Genomic DNA, 23,033 nt, shown 5'->3' on the forward strand with positions numbered 1-23,033 from the left:
CTTATTATCGTTTAATGTCTGCAATGATTTTTCCTTTATGAAGTGTGATATTTCGGTCACATTTTGTTTTCCAATAATCATCTTTTGCCGAAACAATCAGTGTCCACTTATTTTTATTATCGGTAAGGAAATCGATGATTTTTCGGGCTGCATCTTCATCTGTTTTATCAATCGGATCTTCGAAGAAAAGAATTTTAGGTTTGTGGATAATGCTTCTGGCCAAAAGAATTTTTTGTGCATGGGATGATGATAATTGTTTTCCTTCGGGATAAATTCTGGTTTCAAGTCCGTCGGGTAATTTTTGGATGTAAGAAGCAAGTTGAACATTTTCCAAAGCCCATTTTACATCTTCATGTGAAATGTTTGGATTATTGAGTGTTATATTTTCCAATATAGTTCCTTCAAAAGGAGTTTCGTTTTGCAAGATGGTTCCAATTTGAGAACGATAATGCGAGAGGTCAATTTTTCGGTAAATATCATCATTGATGAAAAATCGGCCCGATGTGGGTTGTAATAATCCGGCCAAAATTCTTGTGAAGGTGCTTTTTCCAGAACCGTTTTCACCATCCAAATAGATTTTTTCGCCTTGTTCTATTTTGATAGAAATATCTTTCAGAACTGAACTTCCAGAATCAGGAAACTTAAACTGAATCGCTTCACATTCGATGAAAATACTGGTGTAGCAGCTTTGAACTTCTTCATTAGAATCTTTTTCGATTTCTAAATCTACGATTTGACCAATTTTTTCAACTGATGTTAGAACGTCGTAGAGTGTTTCAAGTCCCACAATTATTTTTTCTACAGAATTGATTACCAATAAAATAATAATTTCTGAAGCTACAAATTGTCCAATATTCATTTGGTTGTTGATTACCAAAAAGCCTCCAATTAGCAATAGTCCTGTTGTGATGACAATTTTAAAAAGTATAAGTTGCGTAAACTGCCTCTTTATGACATCGAAATGTTTTTCGCGATGAAAAAGATATTCTGCAACCAACTTGTCGTTTTTTGCCATTCCGAAATCAAAATTTTCTTTTTTCTTAAAGCTGAAGCTGTTTCGGGCAATTTCCTGAAGCCAGCTTGCTACTTTATATTTGTATTTCGATTCTTTCAAGCTTTCGCTTAATCCTCTTTCGAATGAAAACTTGAAAATAGAATACAACAAAACCAACAGCAAAATTCCGAATAAAATGAAATAAGGGTGGTAAAGCGAAAGTAAAATGATTCCAAAAATAATTTGCAGCAAAGCTGATGAAAAATCAATTAGCAATTTTGAAGTTCCCTTTTGAAGGGTCAAAGTGTCAAAAAAGCGGTTGGCCAATTCTGGTGGATATTGGTTGTAGATGGATTCCGATTTTAGCTTTGGAAGCCGGTACCCAAACTCAAAAGATGATCTAACAAATATTTTTTGCTGCAGGTTTTCGGTGATTCTCAATTGCATAAGCGACAAAATCCCGACCAATGCAACTCCCGAAATCACCAAGAATACAAGCAAAATCCAAGATGCACTAACACGGCCACTTTGAATAAAATTAATGATGGCCTGAATTCCCAATGGCAAAGACAAACTGATTAATCCTGCAAAAATGGCGTAGAAAATAATCTGCGAAACATCTTTTTTGTCTAATTTCAAGAGATTAAAATAACGTTTTAATGGCGTTTGTTTCATTTTTTATTGTTTTAAAATGCGTTCGATCATATCAATATAAATCTCTGATGGTGCGATATTCTCATTACAATTTGTAATGGTTTTGAGGTGGTTTTTCAAGAAGTGCTGATGCAAAGCTCCTTCAACTATGGTAGAAATCAGGGTTTTTGCAAAAGGATAATCTGGATTAACCTCCTCTACAATTGCTATGATTCTATTGATTACTCTTTTATAAATCAAGAAAAAACCTTCTTTGTTTTCAATATCCACTTCTTTTGTGTGGAGGGTTTTCGTGAATTCCGTAATGATAATTCGGTTTAGGATTGACTCGTTGATGTGTTCAGTATCCAAATCATTTTCAATATTTTCGGTCACGATGGTGATTGCTTTCATTAATTTTTCCTTGTGATCATCGATATTGCTTGTTGCAAATACTAATCGGTATTCGATCCAACTCCAATACCAAGACGAAAGGTAAACCAATAGCTTATGTTTGTTTTCAAAATAACGGTAAATAGAACTTTCATTAGAACCGATGAGATCTCCCAATTTTCTGAAAGTAAAATTATCAAAACCTATTTCATCAATCAAAAGAATGCTGTTTTGAATGATTTTTTTGCCAAGTTCCGATGTTTCTGGATCCTTGACATAGATTTTATTGTTCACTTGAATCTTAATAGTTGAAAGCAAGTTTTTCATAAAAAGAAAATTTACCGCAAATATAATAGTAATACTTTTAATATTGAGTTTTTAACTTTTATTTATAAAAAAAACCGTTCGGTTGAACAGTTTTTTAGGGTATTGATTCTTATCGTTTTAAAGAAAAATGATTCATATATTCTCCTGTGACTCCATTTTTGGAATAAATTACCTTGAACCAGTAATCATCCGATGGAAGTGGCCGACCTTCATAGGTTCCGTCCCATCCACTTTCATTATTGGTTAAATCTTTTATTAGTTTTCCGCTTCTGTCAAATATATAAACGTTCAAGGCATCAACTCCAACACGTCCGCCAATATTCCAATAATCGTGGTAGCCGTCGCCATTTGGGGTAAAATATTTAGGATAGTCGGTAATCACAACGGAGGTGCTAATTTCGCCACAGCCAAATTTATTTCGAACACTCAAGAGATGAATTCCGTCCGAAACAGTATTGAAAACATTGCTCTGTTGCCAGCCTTCATTATTCAACATATATTCAAAATCTGCCGATTGTGGTGTTGTGATTGCTGTAATGGTATTGTCGATTCCAAAACCAATCAACTCGGTTGGTTCTCCTTTAATTGAAAAAGGGATCAAAGTGTTCTCGACAGTAAAATTAACAATGGTTGAACAAAGTGCACTGTTGGTTATATTGGTGATTTTTACGGAATATTCTCCCGCAAAAGGTGTGGTAAAAATACGTTCGTTTCCATTAATAATTCGGTTTTCAGCCAAGGCATCAAATTCATTAAACCAGTCAAATGAGTATTGTGAATCGGGCAATCCGGCATCTACAAGAGCTTGGTTGACAACATTTCCATCAATATCAATACAAATTTTATAGGAAGTATCTTTCAATAAATTTTCCGGATATGGACGAACAAAAAGTTCTTGTTCATAAATCCTGTGGCATGGAATTCCAGTTTGGCTGTCAAAATTTACAGTACTGTTCAAACGGATATAAACTTTTTGATAATCAATTACGGTATTGGTAAAGGTTTGTGGCGTATTGATTGTGTTGTTGTTATTCGCTTCAGCATCGGATAAATTGATGTAATATCTAAAAACAGTTTCGTTCATTGGTGTTGTTCCTCTCAAGATTGGTTCTCTTTCGGTGATGTCAAAAACATGAAAACCTGTTGCATCACATTCTTCAAGGAGTTGGGGAACTGTGTCAATTCCTGGAACTTGTAGGACATTTAAAGCCAAGGTTGTTTCCGCAGTACAGTTGTTTCCCGTAGGATCTGTGGCTTTTACAAAAATGGTTTTCGAAACGGAATTATAGGTTTCAGGATTCGGAATTGCATCATCGGCAAGTAAATCAGCTTGGGTGGCATAAAAAGCTACTGTATAATTGCTGTTGTTTCCTGTAATTTCTGCAATTTTTGAATTTAGATTGAAGAGGGTTGAGGTATTGTCGCCACAGGTAGATAGAGTAGAAGGTGTTGTTATATTTGGTAATGGAAAAACATTCACAGCAAAATTTACAACCGAAAAACATTGATTAGCATTATCCGTTAATCGAACGAAGATTGTTGAACTGCCAACATTAGGATTCAGATTCGAATTTTTGTTGATTGCATTGATGTTGTCCCTTGCATTTTCAAAAGTAAAGAAGTAACGTGTTTGAACCGTAGGATTTTGCAGGGCTAAAATTTCAGCATCTTTACTAGCCAAAATCACGGTTTCATCCTCACAAACTAAAATTGGTGTTATAGGATTCTGATTGGGTGCTTCATATACTTCTATTTCAAAAATGCCTACAGCTGCACAATCGTTTCCAGTTTCGATACGGGTATAAATCGTGTAAATTCCTGATACAAAAGTAGAAGCGTTGGTAAGTTCATTTTGTTCTATAGAGGCATCGGTTGTGTTTCTATAAAAAGCAATTCCAACATTTGTAGTGGGGAAGAAGGTATTTTTTATCAAGATTCTTTGGGAATCAAAATCAAATGTTGTCGAATTGGTGTTCAATTCTGGACAAGCAGGAGCCATGTCTGGATAGTTTGAAACACTCGTAGGATTTACGGTTAATTGTATTTGAACAGGGTCCGAGTTACAAACAACAGGGCCAGCTCCATATCTTCCGGTAACATAAATGGTTTGGTTAAAAGCAATTGTGTTAGTGAAATCTGCAGGGTTGGTGATTTGCTGAGTAAGAGCTGCATCTGTAAAATAACTCAAGGCAATAAGATTGTCATTGTTTGTGATTTCTGGAGCCAATTCGGTTAAATTAACAGAAGCAACTCCATCATTGTTTGGTGGAATAAAATCACATTGTTGCAAAGTATGTGGGCCAGCATTTAGAATAGGCTTGTCATAAAAATTCAACTGAATTTCATCGGCACTAATCACTAAATTACCTGGATCAACATCCGGATCTGTAAAGTCGTAGGCTGTTGTTTCAACTTTATAAAGACCCGTTTGATCAACGGTAAAGGTATTGGTGTTTGAGGTTGAATCTAGTATTTCGGTTAGCAACACATCATTTCTATACCATTTATAATTGAATCTCAAATCAGCAAGATTTCCAGGAAAATCGTTTACATCAATCGTAGCGACAAGGTCTTTTGTTGCAGGTTTGCAATAATCCAATTGAGTAATCTCATTTCCGGCTGTATCTAGTATTTCTACAGAGGAAAGAAAACTACAATCCGAGCTGCCTGAACCTCCTGTTTGTGTGATGGTAATTTCTCCTGGAATGTTGCTCCAATTATCCACTAATAATATGTAGAACTCTCCTGCAACAGCATTAAACAACTGTACATTTTCAATACTGTCAGGTGCATAACTGCAATCAACTTCTTTTGCAAGGTTTAGTTGACTGCAAATATTGCTTAAATTGTTGAACGGCCCCCAAAGAACAAAATCAACATCGGTTCCAAACCCACCTGTGCTTACCTGACTTATTTGTAAGAAGATGTTGCCGGAATTAAGTATTTTCATAAAAAACCATGTAGGAGCTTTAAAATCCTCTCCAATACATGAGGTTACAAAAGTTTCTCCGTTACCATTATTGGTTGTGTTTTGAAAAGGAATGCTAGTTGCACAGGATTGATATTGCTGAAAGTTGGCTTGAAGTTCACTGCACGATGAAGCACCTTCTTGAGCATAACCAAGTTGATTCATCAATAAAAAAATAAGAATAAGGATTTTATGTAATACTTTCATCTATAAGATAATTATCTATTCAATGTATAATCTCTTCACAAAGAAAGTAAGAAAAACTGAAACATTTACAATTATTTCATTTCGGGTTAAAATAGATGCATACTGTTCAAATCAATTTTAGGGTATATTTTTAACCACTCTAAACTAAAAACTGATAGTCAAGACTATTTAGGGGAGGCTTGTTTGTTATACTTTATCCAAACCCTGAAGTAAAATAATCATATCTAAATCTTTAAGATTCAGAATCTGTATATTGTCATTCTAAAGTATAAACCAACTGCAAAAACCCTCTGTTTTCTGTAAACTTGTTTTCAACTTTAAATGATTGATTCTTGTCGTCTTTGTTGATGAAAACCAAATTATTGAATTTTCCAGAACTGAAATGTATTCCAACCGAAATGGATTCTGAAAAAGCATATTGCAACTCTAGCAAATATCCCATTTGCAAGGCTTCGGTCTTAAAAGTCTGTATTTGGTCGAATCTCAAAGGCAATGTTCCCGACGAACCTAAAAATTGCGTTTTGTAGTTGCTTGTGCTGACAAACCCTCCAACCGAAGGCGTGAATTTCCCTATTTTATAATACAATTGAATTGGAATCTGCAACTGAAAATGCTTGCTTTCGATGGAATGAAAGAGTTTTGGTTCATTTTTGTGGGTAAAATAATAACCATTCAACGCTCCATCTTTTTCTTGTGCATTGGTCGAAAATGGACTCATCCAATAAAAAGCATCAAACCCAATTCCGACAGAAAAATCAGAATCAAAAAGTTTTTTCTTGGTCCAAATACCTAAGCCAAAGCCTGTATTCATTGGAGCATCCATTTTTTTAAACAGGCTATTATCGGCTATGCCTAGATGAAATTTTCCGCCAAAAAACCAGCTTTTGCTTTTTGGTTTTTCAGTTCTTTTCTTATCGGTAATCAAAACAAGCGTGTCAACAGGAATTTGAATTACAACTCCATTTTGAGTCAATTCGAGCTTGTCTTTTTTATTTTCTTCAGAAGTAAAAACGGCTTTGTCTATCTTGGAGAAAGGCTTTTCGATAAAAATAGTATCGCGGATAATAATTTCTTCATAAACATAAACGGTATCAATTTTTTTTGATTGCGAAAAAGCGAAACTGCTTATGACTAAAAAAAGAATCAGGAATTTATTTCGTAACATAAACAGTGTCTTTTTTGATGATTTGTTTTTTGATGACCACCACTTTTTGAGGTTCGCTTTTTGATGAATCGATTGCTGTTGTAGCAATTGGTTTTGCTTGATCTTGATGAAGTTTTTTATTAGTAGAAATAATTTTCTTTGAAGTAGAAATAACTTTTGGTTGATTTATTTCGGATATAGGTTTTTCTTTTTTTATTGAATCAATCGGAACAGTAATTGATTCGTTATTTGGATTTTCATTTTTTGCTTCAATGATTGTTTTTTCTTCCTTTGGAAAAGAAATCTGCTTCGAATTATAAGTGTAAACGTAAAAAAATGTTGCGGTAATTATCAAAGAACAAATTGTTGCGATGATGATTTTTGAAGCAAAAGCAGTTTTGGTCAAGCCGATGAATTGATGCGGAAATTGAATTTTTTTAGATTCAAAGGCGAATGATTTTTGTGATTGAATTTCGAAACCTTCAAACTGATTTCTGTAGAAATTAGCAAACATCTGGTTTCCAAAACCAAGGAAGAATAAAAAAGCAATTCGGCGTTTCTTTTTCTCGTCAACAGGTTTTCCTTTGATTTTTTCCAATAAAAAAACTTGGATTGCTTTTCTAGCTCTCGACAAATGCGATTTTGAAGTGCCAACCGAAATGTTCAAAGCGTTGCTTATTTCGTTGTGCGAAAATTGGTCAATTACATACATATTGAAAACCGATTTATGATGTTCGGGCAATTTGTCGATAGCGTCAAGGATGTCGTTCCGTTCCAAATCCGAAGAAAGGAGGATGCTTTTAGGGTCTAATTCTAATGTGTTCATAACGGTTGTGGAATCAACAATTTCATAATCTTGATGAGTGGAGAAATTTACTTTTTTTGCCTCTTTCAAATGATGGATAGCCATATTGATTACGATTCTGCTCAACCATCCATTCAACGCATTTTTGTCTTTGAGGGTGTTTTCTTTTTGAATGGCCACAATAAATGAATCTTGAATGATGTCTTCGGCAGTGGCAATATCTTTTATATATCTGCGACAAATCCCCAAGAGTTTTGGGGATATGTTGGTGTAGATTTCGTTCCAGTTCAGGTTGTTCATGGTTTAGTTTTGAACTACATAAATCGATTGGAAAGAGCCATCTCCATTGGGAAGTTCCATTGTTTGAACTCCGTTTATTGTCAGAAAACTGATAAAGCCAAATTCTCCCGCATGAGTAATTCTGTAGATGTTGTCATTAAGTACTTTGAAGTCATGTATTCCTCCACTTGAGATTGGACCTTCGTCAAATAAGATTCCGTTTTTATAGATGTTATTAGAACCATCTGTAAAATACATATTCCCATTGTCAAAATACATATCGGTAATTCCATTTGCAGGCGTTATAGGAAATGTAGTTTCTGAATTTAGAGTAATGTTTTTGTAATAGCTTATACCATCTTTTGTCCCGAATGCGAATATTTCGTTATTGTTTGCACTAAATCCATTTAACATAGAATTTGGAACCTCGGTAAAAACACTGTTTGTGTAATATCCATCTATCATTCCAGATACATTTCCGTTATCGCTGTTTGTTCCGGTAACGTAAACGTTGTTGTTTGCTATCTTGATTCTCGATTGGTTTTGAGCATAACCTCCATAATTGTGAACTAATGTTTGGATTCCATTTTTCCAATAAAAAAGACTGTAATCTTCAAAATCGACTATTGTTTTTCTAGTATATCCAACAAAATAAACATCGTTGCCAATTACTTCAAAATCGGTAATACTCATCACTTCTTCTGCATCGGTACTCAAGCTTGTTTTTAGAATGGTAAGCACGCCGTTTTTCCAAAACATAGGAACAGCTCCAAGAGGATTGGCCGAAGCTCCAATTCCTAGTACATAAACATCGTCGTTTGCCACTATAATCTTATTGGCAACCGGTCCCATAATTCCTCCCGAGTCTAATAAAAAAGGCTGGTTGTTTTTCCAATAACATGCCTGATTGTCTTTTTGCCCGGCAACATAAACATCAACAGAATTGGTTATTGGCAGCGATTCAGAAATCAAATCAGAACTGCATGAAGTTTGCAATAAACCTGTCAAGAGGATAAATGCAAGTAAAACTTTTTTCATAATAAAAATAATTTTGGGTTAATATACTTTATTTTATGATAAGAGTGAAAAAAGAAAAGTGGTTGCAGTTGAAAAGTGAAATATTTTGAATTATTTTTTATTGCTATTCAAACGTAAAGGCGAAGCTTACTTTTTTAGGGAAGATATAAAAACAAAAAACCCGAATATTGCTATTCGGGTTTCGTGGTACCTCCAGGGATCGAACCAGGGACACATGGATTTTCAGTCCATTGCTCTACCATCTGAGCTAAGGTACCGTTACAATTTCGAGCAGTACTGCTTGTTGATTGCGGGTGCAAATATAGGAGCTTTTTTGAGTTATCCAAAACATTTTTTTAAAAAAATGAATTCGTACCTTCGCAACTTCAATCTTTCAAGTATGATTTTAGCTGTTGATGTAGGGAATACAAGAATTAAAAGTGCTGTTTTTGAGAACAATATCATTTTGGAACAATTCGTTTTTGAAAAAAATGAACTTCAAAAAAAAATTGAAATTATTTTAAAAAAGCATCAAAACATATCCGATTTGGTCGTTGCATCTGTCGGAAGCATCTCAAAAGAAGATTTTTTAGTGTTTGAAAAAGACATTAAAATCAATTTTATTTCACACCAAGATCAATTTCCTTTCCAAAATCTTTATGAAACGCCTCTAACTTTAGGCATCGACAGGATGGTTTTATCAGCTGGAGCAGTTTTGCAGTTTCCTAAACAAAATAGATTAGTGATTGATGCAGGAACTTGTATTACTTATGATTTTATAGATGAGAACAATAATTATTTAGGAGGAGCGATTTCTCCCGGAATACGACTACGCTATGAATCCTTGCATAATTATACCGCGAAACTACCATTATTGACTGTTGAGAATCCTGAAAATTTCATCGGAAATTCCACCAATAAATCCATTCATTCTGGCGTTGTCAATGGTGTCGTTCACGAAATGGATGGTTTCATCAATCAGTATAAAGAGCAATATTCAAAATTTACCATAATTTTAACTGGCGGAGACGGAGTTTTTTTGGCTAAACGATTAAAAAATACCATATTTGCCAATTCAAATTTCCTTCTAGAAAGTTTGAACCATACATTTCAATATAAAATCAAAAATGATTAAAAAAGTTATTGTCGGCATCTGTTTGCTTTTTGCTACTGGAACATTTGCACAAGAGGGAACCGCTTCACCTTACTCTTTCTACGGAATTGGAGATATACGATTTAAAGGAAATACTGAAAACCGTTCTATGGGTGGATTGGGTGTTTTTACAGATAGCTTGCATATAAACTTGCAAAATCCTGCAGGATACGGACAATTGAAATTTACGACATTCACTTTGTCCGGAAGTTATAACACTTCCGATTTAAGGACAAATTCAGGAGATGGAAAGGCTAGGAGAACAGCAGTGGATTACCTTGCACTAGGTTTGCCGATCACCAAAAAGTTAGGTGTTGGTTTTGGACTCTTGCCGTATTCTTCGGTAGGATATAAAATTCAAAATATTGAAACATCCGAAGAGACTTCTATAACCAAAAGCAAACAGTTTTTTGGAACAGGAGGCGTAAATAGGGCTTTCTTGGGAGCGGGTTATAAAATAAATTCAAATTTGAGTGTTGGTGTAAATCTTGATTATAATTTCGGTGAGATTGAAACAACTAGTTATGAATTCTGGAACACGATCCAATATGGTTCAAGGGAATTAAATACATCAATAATTCGAGGGCTTAGTTTCAACACTGGTGCAATGTGGAACAAGAAAGTAACTGAGAAGTTGAGTGTATATGCCTCTTTGGTTTATACGCCTGAAAGCACTTTGAGACTTTCAAATGTTAGGAATATTGCAATTGTTCAAGAAAGAACCAATTCAAATCCAATTGTTATCGGTGATCCGCAAGAAATTGATGTAGCAGATACAAGATTGAAATTGCCTTCTAAATTTGCTTTTGGAGCAGGAATTGGTGAAGCAAACAAATGGTTGCTTGGAGCTGAATATACTTTTCAAAACACTAGTAATTTTGCCAACAGATTTCAAGATATTTCCACCGGAACTTATGAAAATTCCTCAAAGTTAAGTGTTGGAGGGTATTTTATCCCTGATTACGATTCTTTTACAAGCTATATGAATAGGATGACCTATCGTGCTGGTTTCCGACATGAAAATACGGGATTGGTCATTGCCGATAAATCTATAAACGATACAGCTCTTACTTTAGGTCTTGGTTTTCCAATAAGTGGTTCTTTTTCAAACGTAAATTTAGGATTCGAATACGGAAAGAGAGGAACGAAGGCACTTAATTTGGTTGAAGAAAACTACCTTAATGTAATATTGAGTTTCTCTTTAAACGACCAATGGTTTGTTAGAAGAAAGTACAATTAATATATTTCAATCTCCATAAATTAAATGAAGTTTAAAGCAAAAATAGTATTTTTACATACAATTGCATTTCTTGCTTTTATCTTTATTGTGGGTTGCGAAAGCAACTTTAGAGATGTGCAAAAGATAAATTTCTCTGAATTCAGTCCGAGTGGTGAAGCCGATTCTATTACCTTAAAGTACACTGATTCTGGAAAAATTAAAGCGGTACTTAAAGGAAAGAAAATGCTTGATTATGCCACGGTCGAATACCCTTTTACAGAATTCCCTAAAGGTGTCGATGTTACACTCTATGATGGTAAGGGGAAGCGTACTTTTGTTACTGCAAATCACGCCATGCAATTCAAAGGAACAGAAATTATCGACCTGACAGGAAACGTAAAAATCCGAACAGAAGACAATCAGCTTTTGGAAACGGAACAACTGTACTACGATCAGAAAAATGCATGGTTTTTTACCGAACATAAATATAAATTTACTGCTCCAAAAGGAGTTTCATACGGAGAAGGTGTCGATTTCGATAAGGATTTCAAAATTATGAACACCCAGAAATTTTCAGGTCAAACCGAAGCCAAAGAATAATTAACTTACAAGACAATGAAATATTTAAAATTTACACAATACATCTATCTGGCATTCGCTGGTTTTTTCATCTATGATGGCATTATGAAACTAAACACAGATGAATCTCCATGGTTGAGCTTTATTATTGCAATTGTGGCTGTTTTTATGTTCTTCTTTAGAAGAAGTTTTGCTAAAAAATTCGAAGACCGAAATCAAAATTCATAAGCCATGGAAGTTAGTATTATAATCCTCTGCTTAATACTATCGGCCTTTTTTTCTGGAATGGAAATCGCCTATATTTCCTCCAACAAAGTATATCTCGGAATCGAAAAAAAACAAGATAGCTTCCTCTCCAAAATACTTTCAAAACTTACGGAAAATCCATCAAAGTTTATCGCTTCGATGCTTATTGGAAACAATATAGCATTGGTTGTCTATGGTTTTTTCATGGGCGAATTGATAATGAGTCAAGTTGCATTTGTCGAGTTGACTTCATCAATTTGGGTAATTTTTTTCATTCAGATTTTTATATCTTCCCTTGTAATCATCATCACATCCGAATTCCTGCCGAAGATTTTCTTTCAGATTTATGCCAATACTCTGATCAAGGCTTTGGCAATCCCTGCATACATTTTCTATCAATTGTTTTATTATATTTCATCGGCAATTATTTGGATTTCAGATATTATCCTGATGAAAATATTCAAGATTAAAGGTGATAACGAACAGCTTTTGTTCAGTAAAATCGAATTGGGAAATTACATTACAGAACAAATGAAATCTGTTGAAGATCAAGAAGATATTGATTCGGAAATTCAGATTTTTCAGAATGCACTTGAGTTTTCGGGAGTGAAAGCCCGCGACATCATGAATCCGAGAACCGAAATTTCGGCAGTAGAGATTCACGATACAGTCGATGAGTTGAAAGAACTCTTTATTGAAACCGGCTACTCCAAAATTCTGGTCTATCAGAATTCTTTGGATGATATCATTGGATATGTTCATTCATTTGAATTGTTCAAAAAACCAAAAACCATAAAATCGGTCATGATTCCGGTTGAATTTGTTCCCGAAACCATTTTCATCAAGGATGTAATGAATCTTCTTACGAAAAAAAGAAAAAGTGTAGCCATTGTTTTGGATGAATATGGTGGCACTTCAGGAATGGTGACCATCGAAGACATCGTGGAGGAATTGTTTGGAGAAATTGAAGACGAACACGATTTGGATGAGGAACTAATCGATCAGGAGCTAGAAAACGGCTGTTATCTCTTCTCAACCCGATTGCATGTTGAGGATATTAATGAAAAATATAAAATCAATATTCCCGAAAGCGATTCCTATACAACCCTTGGCGGATTTATTGTAGATTTCACCAAAGAAATCCCTCAAAAAGGCGAAAATATCCAGATTGGAAACTATCATTTTATAATTGAGGAAGCTACCAATAAAAAGATTGAATTGGTTAAAATGACCATCCGAGAATAGTTTTAGAAAAAAAATCGTTTTTTATTGCAAATTATAACCCTACTACTATAATTATTAAATAGATAATTGTATTTTCGCAAACTGAATTTTAAAATTAACAAACATAAAAAATGGCAGTTTTAGCAAAAATTAGACAACGTTCGCTTCTTTTAATACTTGTAATAGGCTTTTGTTTATTGGCATTTGTAATTGGCGATCTTGTTCAAGGAGGAGGATTTAATAGAACCCCAAGTGATGTTGGAAGCGTTAACGGAAACGAGATTTCTTTCGACGATTTCAGAGTAAAAGTTGATAATGTCGAAAAAAGCGGACAAGGAATATCTTCTTCTCAAGCCGTAAGTAGGGTTTGGGAACAAGAAGTTACCGTTTCTTTATTAAATACTGAATTCGAAAAGTTGGGATTGAGAGTTGGTGAAGATCATCTTATTGAAATTCTAAAACAAAGCCAAGATATTGGTCAAAATCCAAGTTTCTTGAACGAGGCTGGCGTTTTTGATATTGCTAAATTCAAAGAATACTTCAAGGCAAATCCAGAGCAAGCTCCAATGATCAACTCTAGAAAAAGAGATGCAGAATTGAATGCCAAGTTCCAAATCTATAGTTCTTTGGTTAAAGCGGGTGTTTATACAACAAATACGGAAGCTAAATTGAAATATGAAATGGAAGCCAACAAAGTGAATTTTGATTTCGTTTCTGTAGCTTATTCAACCATTAAAGATAGTGAAGTTAAAATCTCCGATTCAGAAATTATTGATTTCATGAAGAAAAACGAGAAAAAATACAAAGCTGACGAAACTCGCGAAATCGAATTTGTAGTGATTGATGACAAAGCTTCGAAAGAAGACGAAGAGCAAGTTAAAAAAGAAGTGGAGCAATTGCTTGTTGGAAAAGTAGAATACAATAAAGAAACGCAAAAGAATGATACTTTGCAAGGTTTCAGAACTGCAACTAATGTGGCTGAATTTGTAAACGCTAATTCTGATATTCCTTACGATTCTACATTTGTATCTAAAAGCAACTTGCCTGCAGAATATGCAGAGCAATTGTATAACCTTCCACAAGGTCAAGTTTTCGGACCATACTTATATAGCGGATATTATGCTGTTAGTAAATCTCTAGGAAGACAAGCGGGTATCAATGCTAAAGCAAGTCATATCCTTTTGGCATACAAAGGAGCTATGAGAGCAAACCCTTCTGTAACTAGAACTAAAGAAGAGGCTCAAGCAAAAGCAAACGAATTGTTGGCTCAAGTACAAGCTAATCCATCTTCATTTATGATGTTGGCGATGACAAACTCTGACGATTCATCTAAGCAACAAGGTGGTGATTTAGGATTTTTCTCTAAAGGACAAATGACTCCTAAATTCAATGATTTCGTATTTGGCAACCCAATTGGAAAAATTGGTTTGGTAGAAACTGAATTCGGTTTCCATATCATCAACGTTACCGATAAGCAAGACGGTATCCGTTTGGCTACAATTGCAAGAAAGATTGGTGCTTCTGAAGCCACAACGGATCAAGTTTATACTAAAGCCGTTAAATTTGAAATGGAAGCTAATGACAAAGATTTTGCCGCTGTTGCTAAAGAAAATGGAGTAACTGTAACACCTGCTGTAAAAGTTCAAGCAATGGACGAAAGCTTTGGTTCTATCCAAAACCAAAGACAAATCGTTAAGTGGGCTTTCGACAAGAAAACAAGCACTGGAGATGTAAAAAGATATGAAGTTCCGAATGTTGGTCACGTTATCGTGAAACTTAAAAAAGTGAACAAAGAAGGTTTGATGGCCATTGATCAGGCAAGACTTTCAATCGAACCAAAATTGAAAAACAAGAAAAAGGCAGAATTGATCAAGGCTAAAATGAAAGGTAGTTCTTTGGCTGATATTGCTAAATCTTCAGGAGGAACTGTTCAAACTGCTACAGATTTAACAATCGAAAATGCTGTTTTGCCAGGAACTGGACTTGAGCAAAAAGTGGTTGGTACTGCTTTTGCAATTGGTGCCAACAAAGTTTCTGCTCCAATCGAAGGTGTTTCGGGTGTGTTTGTTGTACAGCCTAAAACAGTTACTAAAGCTCCTGCAATTACAGACTATAAGGAATATGTAGCAAAATTGAGCGGACAAAGTGCTTCAGCTCCGGGAAGAGTAATAGGTGCTTTGAAAGCAGATGCTGAAATCGAAGACAACAGACAATTATTTTATTAAGAAGTTGATATATTAGTTCAAGAAAAATCCCGGTTCATCCGGGATTTTTTGTTTATAATATCATTTCGCTGTAAGGAAGAATTGTTTTAAACTCGCGTTTTTCAAAATAAGAAGTCGGATTGTCTTTTGAAACCACCAAGACAAAATCGCCACCCCAGGCCCCAAGGCTTTTTACAACTCCATTGAAATCTGGAAAGAAACGTTCCTTGACGGTTTGCATCTCCAGAATGTCACTCATTATTATTTCGTGTTTTTCCAATTCAGAAGCAAAGGTTCTCAAATCTGTGGCTTGTATGACGTTTTGGGTAATTTTCTCTAAAGCCGAAATGCTTTTAGAAAGGTTATTTTGCTTCGCATAATAGGATGCTATCGCCGCTTTGCTGCTTTGTTTTTTGTTGAGATAAACAAAGTATAGGTTTTCTTTGAAGGAAGGATCAAATTCAATTTGTTCAACTGCTGGTTTTCCATTTTCTAAATGATATACTATTGGCGTGTCGTTTTGAGCACAAGCAATATCATAACCGCTTCCTCCAAAACTATTGTTTAAAAGATCAAAAGCATCGATTTTTATCCATTGAGCAACGTTGTTTATCAATGTAGAAGAAGTTCCCAGTCCCCAAAATTTTGGAAAAGTGAGTTCGGTTATAATCTTATATCCGTCAGAATTGTCAATGAATTTAGGGTTTAGAAGATAGGCTTCGTGCAGTATTCCAACAAGTGTTTTTTTAATAGAATCTGCTTCTTCTTTTTTTGATCCGTTTATGATTTCTTCAAATAGAAGTACATCTTCAAACCAAACACTTTCATCTTTGTCAAAACTTTTCCAGGTTATCTTTTTGCCTATTCCATTTTCAACAATTAAGTTTTGTCCAAATTTCGTGGGTAATGCAAAAGCTTTTGCATCATCAAGAACAATATATTCACCTGTGATAAGCAGTTTTCCGTTACTGTAGAATGTTTGTTTCAAAAGATTATATGTTTACTTTTCTCAGACTTTGGATATAATCGACAACCGCTGCATGGGAAACGGTATTGTTCTCGAAATGGTTTATTATCAGTAAGCGTTCGGCATCTGTTGCTTCAAATTGATTGATGATATTGCCAAGATGCATTTTCATGTGTCCTTCCTGTATTCCAGTAGTGGTCAATGATCGTAAAGCGGCAAAATTTTGTGCCAAACCTGCAACTGCAACAATCTGCATCAATTCCTTGGCAGTAGGTTTTTCGAGCATCTCCAACGCAAATTTTACCAACGGATGCAATGAAGTCAATCCGCCAACGGTTCCCAAAGCCAATGGGATTTCTATCCAAAAGCTGAAAATGCCATTTTCTATTTTCGCATGCGACAAGCTTGTATATTTTCCGGATTTTGAGGCATAAGCATGAATTCCTGCTTCAACGGCACGGAAATCATTTCCTGTAGCAAGCACTACGGCATCAATTCCGTTCATGATTCCTTTGTTGTGGGTTACTGCCCTGTATGGCTCCACTTCGGCAATCTGGACAGCTCTAACGAACTTTTCGGCAAATTCGTGCGGATTGTTTTTTTTATCGGCTAGTTCTTCAACTTTACAAGAAACTTCTGCTCGAACAATACAATTTGGCACATAATTCGACAAGATGCTCATAACAACTTGAAGATTTCTTTCATCTTCATTGAAGTCTAAATTCTCTTGAGCTAATCTCTTTAATGTCTTTGCAAATTGTTCCAAACACGAATTGATGAAGTTGGCACCCATCGAGTCCTTGGTTTCAAAAGTAGCATGAAGTTGGTAATAATCTGGAAGCAAATCGGTTTTGTCGTTTAAAACTATATCCAAGATTCCACCCCCGCGTTTCTGCATGTTTTTAGTAAGGTCTTCGGTTTCCTCAAAGAAAAGTTTTTTCTTTTCATTGAAGAATTGCTCCAATTTTGAAGTTTCGCCTTTAAAGATAAAATGCACTTGTCCGATTTTTTCAGTATTCAAAACCGTAGCTTTAAAACCACCACGTTCTGCCCAAAATTTGGCTGCTTTTGAAGCTGCCGCAACAACAGAACTTTCTTCAATTGCCATTGGAACGGTATAAAATTTTCCGTTTATGAGAAAATTAGGTGCAATTCCTAAAGGCAGATAAAAATTGGTGACTGTATTTTCTATGAATTCATCGTGCAGCTTTTGTAGCTTTTTATCGGCATTCCAATAATTCTTAAGTAGTGAAATTGCTTCTTCTGGTTCAGAAAAATAGCGATTGGCAATCCATTTAATTTTATCTTCCTTTGATAGTTTTGAAAACCCCGAAACAGCTTTGTCCATTATTGATGCCTAAATTGAAATTCGGTACAAAGATAAGATATAGATTGCAGTCTTTTTGAAGATTTTGGTGAAAGGATTTGTTCTCTTGATGAACATTTTAAAAAAAAAGCTGTAATTGTTTATATTACAGCTTTTGCAGTTATTTTCTAATATCTATCAGGTTGGTTTCGATCTTGTGCTTTTTTAGCTGTAGCTCTTTGATTTTGGTTTGTTGCTTACTTAATTTGATTTCCATTTTTTTGAGATCTGCAACAGAAGCTTTTCCTTTTTCCTGTGCTTTTTGAAATTTCTTTGTGTTTTTTTCAAACGATTTTTGTTCGCTTTCTAACTTTTTTTTGCTCTTTTCGAAATCTTTTTCGGCACTTGCAATTTTACTTTGACGCTTTTCAAACTTTTTCTGCTGCTTCTCGAAGCTCTTTTGTTCTTTCTCTAATTTTTTAGCGTCCTTATCGGCCCGTTTTTTTAGGGCTTCATTTTCTTTTTGATTCTTTAATGCAATTGCTTTCATTTCTTCGACATTAAGAATTTGTTCTTGAGTGATTCTTTGTGTCTGCAAGCTGGCGTTCAAAGTGTCAGTGGCTGCAATGGTTTTTCCTTCTTGGGCAAAACTGCCAGTAAAACTCAATAAGAGAGTCAGTAAATAAATCTTTTTCATAGTTTTTTGTTTTAATTTAAATATTATTTAACAACAATTATACCTAAATAATTTTATTATAACAAATAAAAATATTATAAAAAGATAAATAACTGAAAATCAATTGATTGTTTTGTTTTTAAAATTAAAAATTGTGTAAAAAAGATTATTTAAAAGAAATTACCACTCATTTACCTTATTGGCATCCATTTTCACAAAAATGAAAATCAAAATCGTAAAGGCAAAAAGTCCAGAGCCACCATAAGAAAACATCGGAAGCGGAACTCCAACGGTAGGGAACAATCCCAAAACCATTGCGGTATTAATAAAAAAGTGAATGAATAGGATTGAAGCCACACAGTAGCCATAGACCCTACTGAATTTTGTTTTTTGCCGTTCGGCCAGATAGATAATTCTTAATACCAAACTGAGAAATAAGGCAATCACAACAGTCGATCCAATGAACCCCCATTCTTCTCCAACGGTGGTAAAGATGTAATCCGTGTGCTGTTCAGGAACGAAACCTCCTTTTGTTTGGGTTCCTTCGAGAAATCCTTTGCCTGTTAATCCACCGGAACCAATAGCAATTTTTGATTGATTGATATTATAGCCAATACCTTTCATGTCGACTTCTCTTCCAAGCAGAATGTTAAAACGATCTCTATGGTGTTGCTGGAAAACATTGTCAAATACATAACTTACCGAGAATGTGAAGGCTGTAATAACGACGAAAATAATTGCACTGAAAACAATATTTCGGTTTACCAGTCGGGTTCTTAAATAAACTAATGCAATCACAACAGCGGCAATCAACATAATGTAAACAGGTTCCAAGAGCAAGCTCATTACAAAAAGAATAATGGCAATAAAGCCCATCCATAAATACCAGGCAGGTAATCCTTCTCTGTAAAGAACAAAGGTCAGGGACATAAAAATCAAGGCACTTCCAGGGTCATTAGGAATAATTAAGAGAATAGGCAAAAAGATGATTCCTAATCCAATTATTTGCTTTCGAACGTCATTAAGGTTGATTTGTACATCTCCAAGATATTTAGCCAATGCCAATCCTGTGGCTGCTTTTGCAAATTCTGCTGGTTGCAAACTGAAGGCTCCGAAAGAATACCAGTTGGTTTGTCCTTTAATTTCTTTACCAAAAACAAACAGACCTGCAACAGCAAGTAAAGCAACAGCATAAATTATGCTAGAAAATTTTTCGTAGAATTTTGCATCAATCGATAAGACAACAATAATCAATGGAATCGTGACAATTATAAACAATAATTGCTTTCCATATTCATAATTCATATCAAAAAAAGAAGATGCATCAACTGGTGAAGAGGAAGAATAGATGTTCAGCCAGCCTAAAACCACCAAGATGATATAGATGCTAACGATGACCCAGTCGATATTGCTTCTGACGCTCTGATTCTTCATGTTATTTTCCGTTTATACCAAATGGTTTGCCACTGATATATTTGGCATATTCCTTTTGAAGGTCGTTATCGTATATCTTTTTCTCCAAGTCTTTTCTAGTAATTACTCCTTTGAGGTATTTTTCAATCATCAAACTCGCAATTGGTCCAGCATTTCTAGCTCCATAATAACCGTGCTCCACCAAAACTGCAATGGCAATTTTAGGATTGTCTTTTGGTGCAAAAGCAACAAAGATGGAATGGTCGGTCAATTGAGTTCTGACACCATTTATCTTCGCATAATTTTCAGCAGTTCCTGTTTTTCCACAAATTTGAATTCCTTCAATCTGAAGACTCGAAGCCGTTCCTCCGTCATTATAAACCCCATAAAGACCTTCAATCACAGGCTTGAAGTATTTTTTGTCGATTGTAGTAGTGTGTTTTGTTTTATATTTTTTGTCTATCTGGTGATCTTTTATCTGCTTGATGATATGAGGCGTATAATAATATCCTTCATTGGAAACCGCCGCCATCATATTGGCCAACTGAATCGGAGTCATCAAGATTTCCCCTTGCCCAATTGCATTCGAAACAATTGCAGTACTTCTCCAACCTCCATTTGGGTAAATTCTCTTATAAGTTTTTGATGTCGGAATCAAACCTCTTTTTCCAACCGGCAGATCATATCCCATAAATTCACCTAAACCGAAACTTCTGGCGTGTTTACTCCAAACATCAACGCCATCTGCCGGACGAACAAATTTATTGATGGTTTTCATATAAACGTTTCCAAAATATGAATTGCAAGATTTTGTAATGCCATTGTACAATTGATGAGGGCCTGAACCATGACATCTCATAAACCTTCCTGGTGCATAACTAAAACCGTGGTTGCACATAAACGTGGTTTGCTCATTAATCACTTCTTCTTGTAAACCAATAAGTCCCGTAATTATTTTTGATGGCGAACCTGGGGGATAAACTGCTAATAGTCCCCTGTCAAATAAAGGTTTTGAAATAGAATCGTTAAAAAGTTTAGTGTAATTTCTAGAGCGTTCTCTTCCTACAAGAATTGCTGGATCGTAAGATGGAGCTGTTACAAGTGCTAAAATCTCACCTGTTTGAGGTTCAATAGCCACTATACCGCCTCTTTTGTTCATCATCAATTGTTCGCCATATTCCTGCAAGGCAATATCAATGGTCAAGGTCATGTCTTCACCTTGAATGGCAATGGTGTCAAACTTTCCCTCTTTGTAAGAACCAATATCCTTGTTGAATTTATCACGTTGACGGTATTTTACACCTTTAACGCCTCTAAGTATTTCTTCATATTCTTGTTCAACTCCTTGTTTTCCAAGTAAGTCTCCAGGTTTGTAATAAGGGTTTTTCTCAATTATTTTCTCACTTGCTTGTGTGATAAACCCAAAAATATTTGAACCAGCAGTTGTTTGATAATCCCTCAACGAACGCTTTACTATGTCAAATCCTTGAAATTTTCGTTGTTTTTCCTGAAAAGCTGCATATTCTTTTTTGTTCAATTGGGGTAGAAAAACTGACGGAAGCCTAGGGCTGTAACTAATCGCTTTTGCTAAAATCCTATCAAAATCGCCTTTTGTGATGTTGAGTAATTTGCAAAGTTCTAAAGTGTCAATGTTTTTGACATCTCGTGGCGTTACCATGATGTCATACGAAGGTTGATTGGCAACAATCAGTTTTCCATGGCGGTCATAAATGTAGCCTCTTTCGGGATATTCATAGATGATTTTGATGGCGTTGTTGTCGGATTTTAATTTTAGTGTATCATCAATAACTTGCAAATAGAAAAGCCTTATCAGGATCAGGATGGCTGATATGATAATGATTGTGGGAAGTAAAGCTTTTCTCATCTTTTGCTAGGCTTGAAAATGTAGATTATTGTAATGCAGATTATTATCGTAAAGATAGTACTAAATAAAGTTCTTAAAAGGATATCCCAGAAGAAACTGATTCGGAAGGCTTCTAATAAAAATAATATAAAATGATGCGTGACTACCGAAATCAAGATGAACGAAAAACGTTCGGGTGTTAGTCGGTCGTTTATTTTTACAGTTTGATATTCATAACTTACACCAAAAGAAAATTTAAAGAACGTAGGTCTCAAAGCGGCCAAAGAAATTGCCGCAGTAGTATGAACACCACCTGAATTGCTGAACATATCCATTATAATCCCTAAAAAGAAACTTGCCAAAAGCAATCCATATTTATTGCCGTTTACAGGATATAAAAGGATAAACAAGATGTAGGGATACGGATTCAAGTAACCAAAGAAATCAATTTGATTAAAGATGGCTACTTGTGCAAAAAGCAACAAGATGAAACGGGCGATATTGATCAATAAGGCACTATTCATTTGTTTTCTTTGTTTCGGTTTCTAATTTAATAACTTCTTCGCGATCTTTGTTTTTGATGATATACACATGTCCTAAATTGGTCATGTCGTTGAACAATTTTACGTCTATAGTATAATAGTTGGTCTTGTCGTCGGTATAAATTTTATAAACCGTACCAATTCCAATATTTTCAGGAAAAATCACCGATTGGGCTCCGGTAACTATCGTATCACCTTTTCTAACCGAAGCGGCAAGTCGAGGAACGTCAATCAATTGTGCAAATCCTGTGCTTTTTCCATTCCAAATCAAAGAGCCAAAATGGTTTGATTTCTTGAATTTGGCATTGATTTGCGATTTTACATTCAGTACACTCAGGACTGTTGCATATTTAGGCGAAGTCTTTTCAATGATTCCAACAATTCCCAAATCGTTTACAACACCCATGTCGGTTTTCAATCCCTGATTAGATCCTGCATCAATGGTAAGGTAATTTTCGGGAGAATTATAAGTATTTTTAATCACTTTCGCTACCACAACTTCGGTCTTTTTAACACCTCTGATAGAATCAAAATCAGATGGTTGTATCGAGTCAATCCTGTTGAAAAGCAATTGTTTCAATCGGGCATTTTCCTTTGCCAGATCTTCATTGTGCGATCGAAGATTAAAGTATTCGTTGATGGCATTCAGTTGAGCATAAACTCCCCCAGTCAAGAAATTAGCCGAAGAAATGACTTTGCTTTTATGAAAGGAATGCGACTGAATGGTGAGGGATAACGAAATACCCAAAAGCAGCAAAAACAGCAATCGATAGCTGTTTTTAAATATAAAAATAAATATTTGCTGCATAATTTATGAATAATAAAAATCTAAAATTCCAAATTCCAAGAGTATGTTTTGCAATGCTATAACTT

Annotated in this window: 19 protein-coding genes and 1 tRNA gene; 6 read left to right on the top strand and 14 right to left on the bottom strand. The window is 35.0% G+C overall.

Translation table 11 applies throughout. The annotated features are described in order from the left end of the window. Positions 1-4 precede the first annotated feature (4 nt). The 7 genes from J2X31_RS04425 to J2X31_RS04455 form a co-directional block, all read right to left on the bottom strand. Positions 5-1,669, bottom strand: a complete 1,665-nt coding sequence (locus tag J2X31_RS04425; RefSeq protein WP_310024789.1) for a peptidase domain-containing ABC transporter — start codon at positions 1,667-1,669, stop codon at positions 5-7. A gap of 3 nt (positions 1,670-1,672) precedes the next feature. After that, positions 1,673-2,347, bottom strand: a complete 675-nt coding sequence (locus J2X31_RS04430; protein ID WP_310024790.1) for a TetR/AcrR family transcriptional regulator — start codon at positions 2,345-2,347, stop codon at positions 1,673-1,675. A gap of 109 nt (positions 2,348-2,456) precedes the next feature. After that, a complete protein-coding gene (locus tag J2X31_RS04435; protein ID WP_310024791.1) occupies positions 2,457-5,522 on the bottom strand; it encodes a T9SS type B sorting domain-containing protein in 3,066 nt (1,021 codons plus the stop codon). Positions 5,523-5,778: 256 nt separating this feature from the next. Beyond that, entirely contained in the window at positions 5,779-6,687 is a 909-nt protein-coding gene (locus J2X31_RS04440; RefSeq protein ID WP_310024792.1) for a hypothetical protein, read from the bottom strand. After that, the gene (locus J2X31_RS04445; RefSeq protein WP_310024793.1) at positions 6,674-7,771 is read right to left on the bottom strand and encodes an RNA polymerase sigma factor; all 1,098 of its coding nucleotides are present in this window, start codon (positions 7,769-7,771) and stop codon (positions 6,674-6,676) included. Before J2X31_RS04445 ends, J2X31_RS04440 begins: the two co-directional genes overlap by 14 nt. 3 nt (positions 7,772-7,774) lie before the next feature. Continuing rightward, on the bottom strand, positions 7,775-8,788 hold the full coding sequence (locus tag J2X31_RS04450) for a hypothetical protein (protein WP_310024794.1): 1,014 nt from the start codon (positions 8,786-8,788) through the stop codon (positions 7,775-7,777). Between the two features lie 184 nt (positions 8,789-8,972). Continuing rightward, positions 8,973-9,045 (bottom strand) — tRNA-Phe (locus J2X31_RS04455). Positions 9,046-9,167: 122 nt separating this feature from the next. Here J2X31_RS04455 and J2X31_RS04460 point away from each other — a divergent pair. The 6 genes from J2X31_RS04460 to J2X31_RS04485 all read left to right on the top strand — a co-directional run bounded on the left by J2X31_RS04460 (position 9,168) and on the right by J2X31_RS04485 (position 15,413). Further along, positions 9,168-9,902, top strand: a complete 735-nt coding sequence (locus J2X31_RS04460) for a type III pantothenate kinase (RefSeq protein ID WP_310025032.1) — start codon at positions 9,168-9,170, stop codon at positions 9,900-9,902. Beyond that, entirely contained in the window at positions 9,895-11,160 is a 1,266-nt protein-coding gene (gene bamG / locus J2X31_RS04465; RefSeq protein WP_310024795.1) for a BamG family beta-barrel-assembly machinery protein, read from the top strand. The genes J2X31_RS04460 and bamG overlap by 8 nt, the downstream gene beginning before the upstream one ends. Before the next feature lie 24 nt (positions 11,161-11,184). Then, the gene (lptC, locus tag J2X31_RS04470; protein WP_310024796.1) at positions 11,185-11,739 is read left to right on the top strand and encodes an LPS export ABC transporter periplasmic protein LptC; all 555 of its coding nucleotides are present in this window, start codon (positions 11,185-11,187) and stop codon (positions 11,737-11,739) included. 15 nt (positions 11,740-11,754) lie between these two features. Next, positions 11,755-11,946, top strand: a complete 192-nt coding sequence (locus J2X31_RS04475; protein ID WP_310024797.1) for a hypothetical protein — start codon at positions 11,755-11,757, stop codon at positions 11,944-11,946. A 3-nt stretch (positions 11,947-11,949) separates the two neighbouring features. Further along, positions 11,950-13,209 (top strand): hemolysin family protein, encoded by a 1,260-nt coding sequence (locus J2X31_RS04480; protein WP_310024798.1) that lies wholly within the window; start codon positions 11,950-11,952, stop codon positions 13,207-13,209. 110 nt (positions 13,210-13,319) lie between these two features. Continuing rightward, complete coding sequence (locus J2X31_RS04485; RefSeq protein WP_310024799.1) at positions 13,320-15,413, top strand: peptidylprolyl isomerase; 2,094 nt, start codon at positions 13,320-13,322, stop codon at positions 15,411-15,413. Between the two features lie 52 nt (positions 15,414-15,465). Here J2X31_RS04485 and J2X31_RS04490 read toward each other — a convergent pair whose 3' ends face one another. From J2X31_RS04490 to mreC, 7 genes are all read right to left on the bottom strand, one after another. After that, complete coding sequence (locus tag J2X31_RS04490) at positions 15,466-16,380, bottom strand: GYDIA family GHMP kinase (protein WP_310024801.1); 915 nt, start codon at positions 16,378-16,380, stop codon at positions 15,466-15,468. A 4-nt stretch (positions 16,381-16,384) separates the two neighbouring features. Further along, positions 16,385-17,707 carry a hydroxymethylglutaryl-CoA reductase, degradative gene (locus J2X31_RS04495; protein ID WP_310024803.1) on the bottom strand — a complete coding sequence of 441 codons (1,323 nt, stop codon included), beginning with the start codon at positions 17,705-17,707 and terminating at the stop codon, positions 16,385-16,387. A gap of 139 nt (positions 17,708-17,846) precedes the next feature. Continuing rightward, positions 17,847-18,362, bottom strand: a complete 516-nt coding sequence (locus tag J2X31_RS04500) for a cysteine--tRNA ligase (RefSeq protein WP_310024805.1) — start codon at positions 18,360-18,362, stop codon at positions 17,847-17,849. 159 nt (positions 18,363-18,521) lie between these two features. Next, on the bottom strand, positions 18,522-19,775 hold the full coding sequence (rodA, locus tag J2X31_RS04505) for a rod shape-determining protein RodA (RefSeq protein ID WP_310024808.1): 1,254 nt from the start codon (positions 19,773-19,775) through the stop codon (positions 18,522-18,524). Position 19,776: 1 nt separating this feature from the next. After that, the gene (mrdA, locus tag J2X31_RS04510; RefSeq protein ID WP_310024810.1) at positions 19,777-21,639 is read right to left on the bottom strand and encodes a penicillin-binding protein 2; all 1,863 of its coding nucleotides are present in this window, start codon (positions 21,637-21,639) and stop codon (positions 19,777-19,779) included. Continuing rightward, positions 21,636-22,142, bottom strand: coding sequence for a rod shape-determining protein MreD (locus J2X31_RS04515; RefSeq protein ID WP_310024811.1), 507 nt, complete (start codon positions 22,140-22,142; stop codon positions 21,636-21,638). The genes mrdA and J2X31_RS04515 overlap by 4 nt, the downstream gene beginning before the upstream one ends. Further along, complete coding sequence (gene mreC, locus J2X31_RS04520; protein ID WP_310024812.1) at positions 22,135-22,968, bottom strand: rod shape-determining protein MreC; 834 nt, start codon at positions 22,966-22,968, stop codon at positions 22,135-22,137. Before mreC ends, J2X31_RS04515 begins: the two co-directional genes overlap by 8 nt. Positions 22,969-23,033 lie beyond the last annotated feature (65 nt).

This window comes from Flavobacterium arsenatis (assembly GCF_031456785.1).
Lineage (GTDB): Bacteria > Bacteroidota > Bacteroidia > Flavobacteriales > Flavobacteriaceae > Flavobacterium > Flavobacterium arsenatis.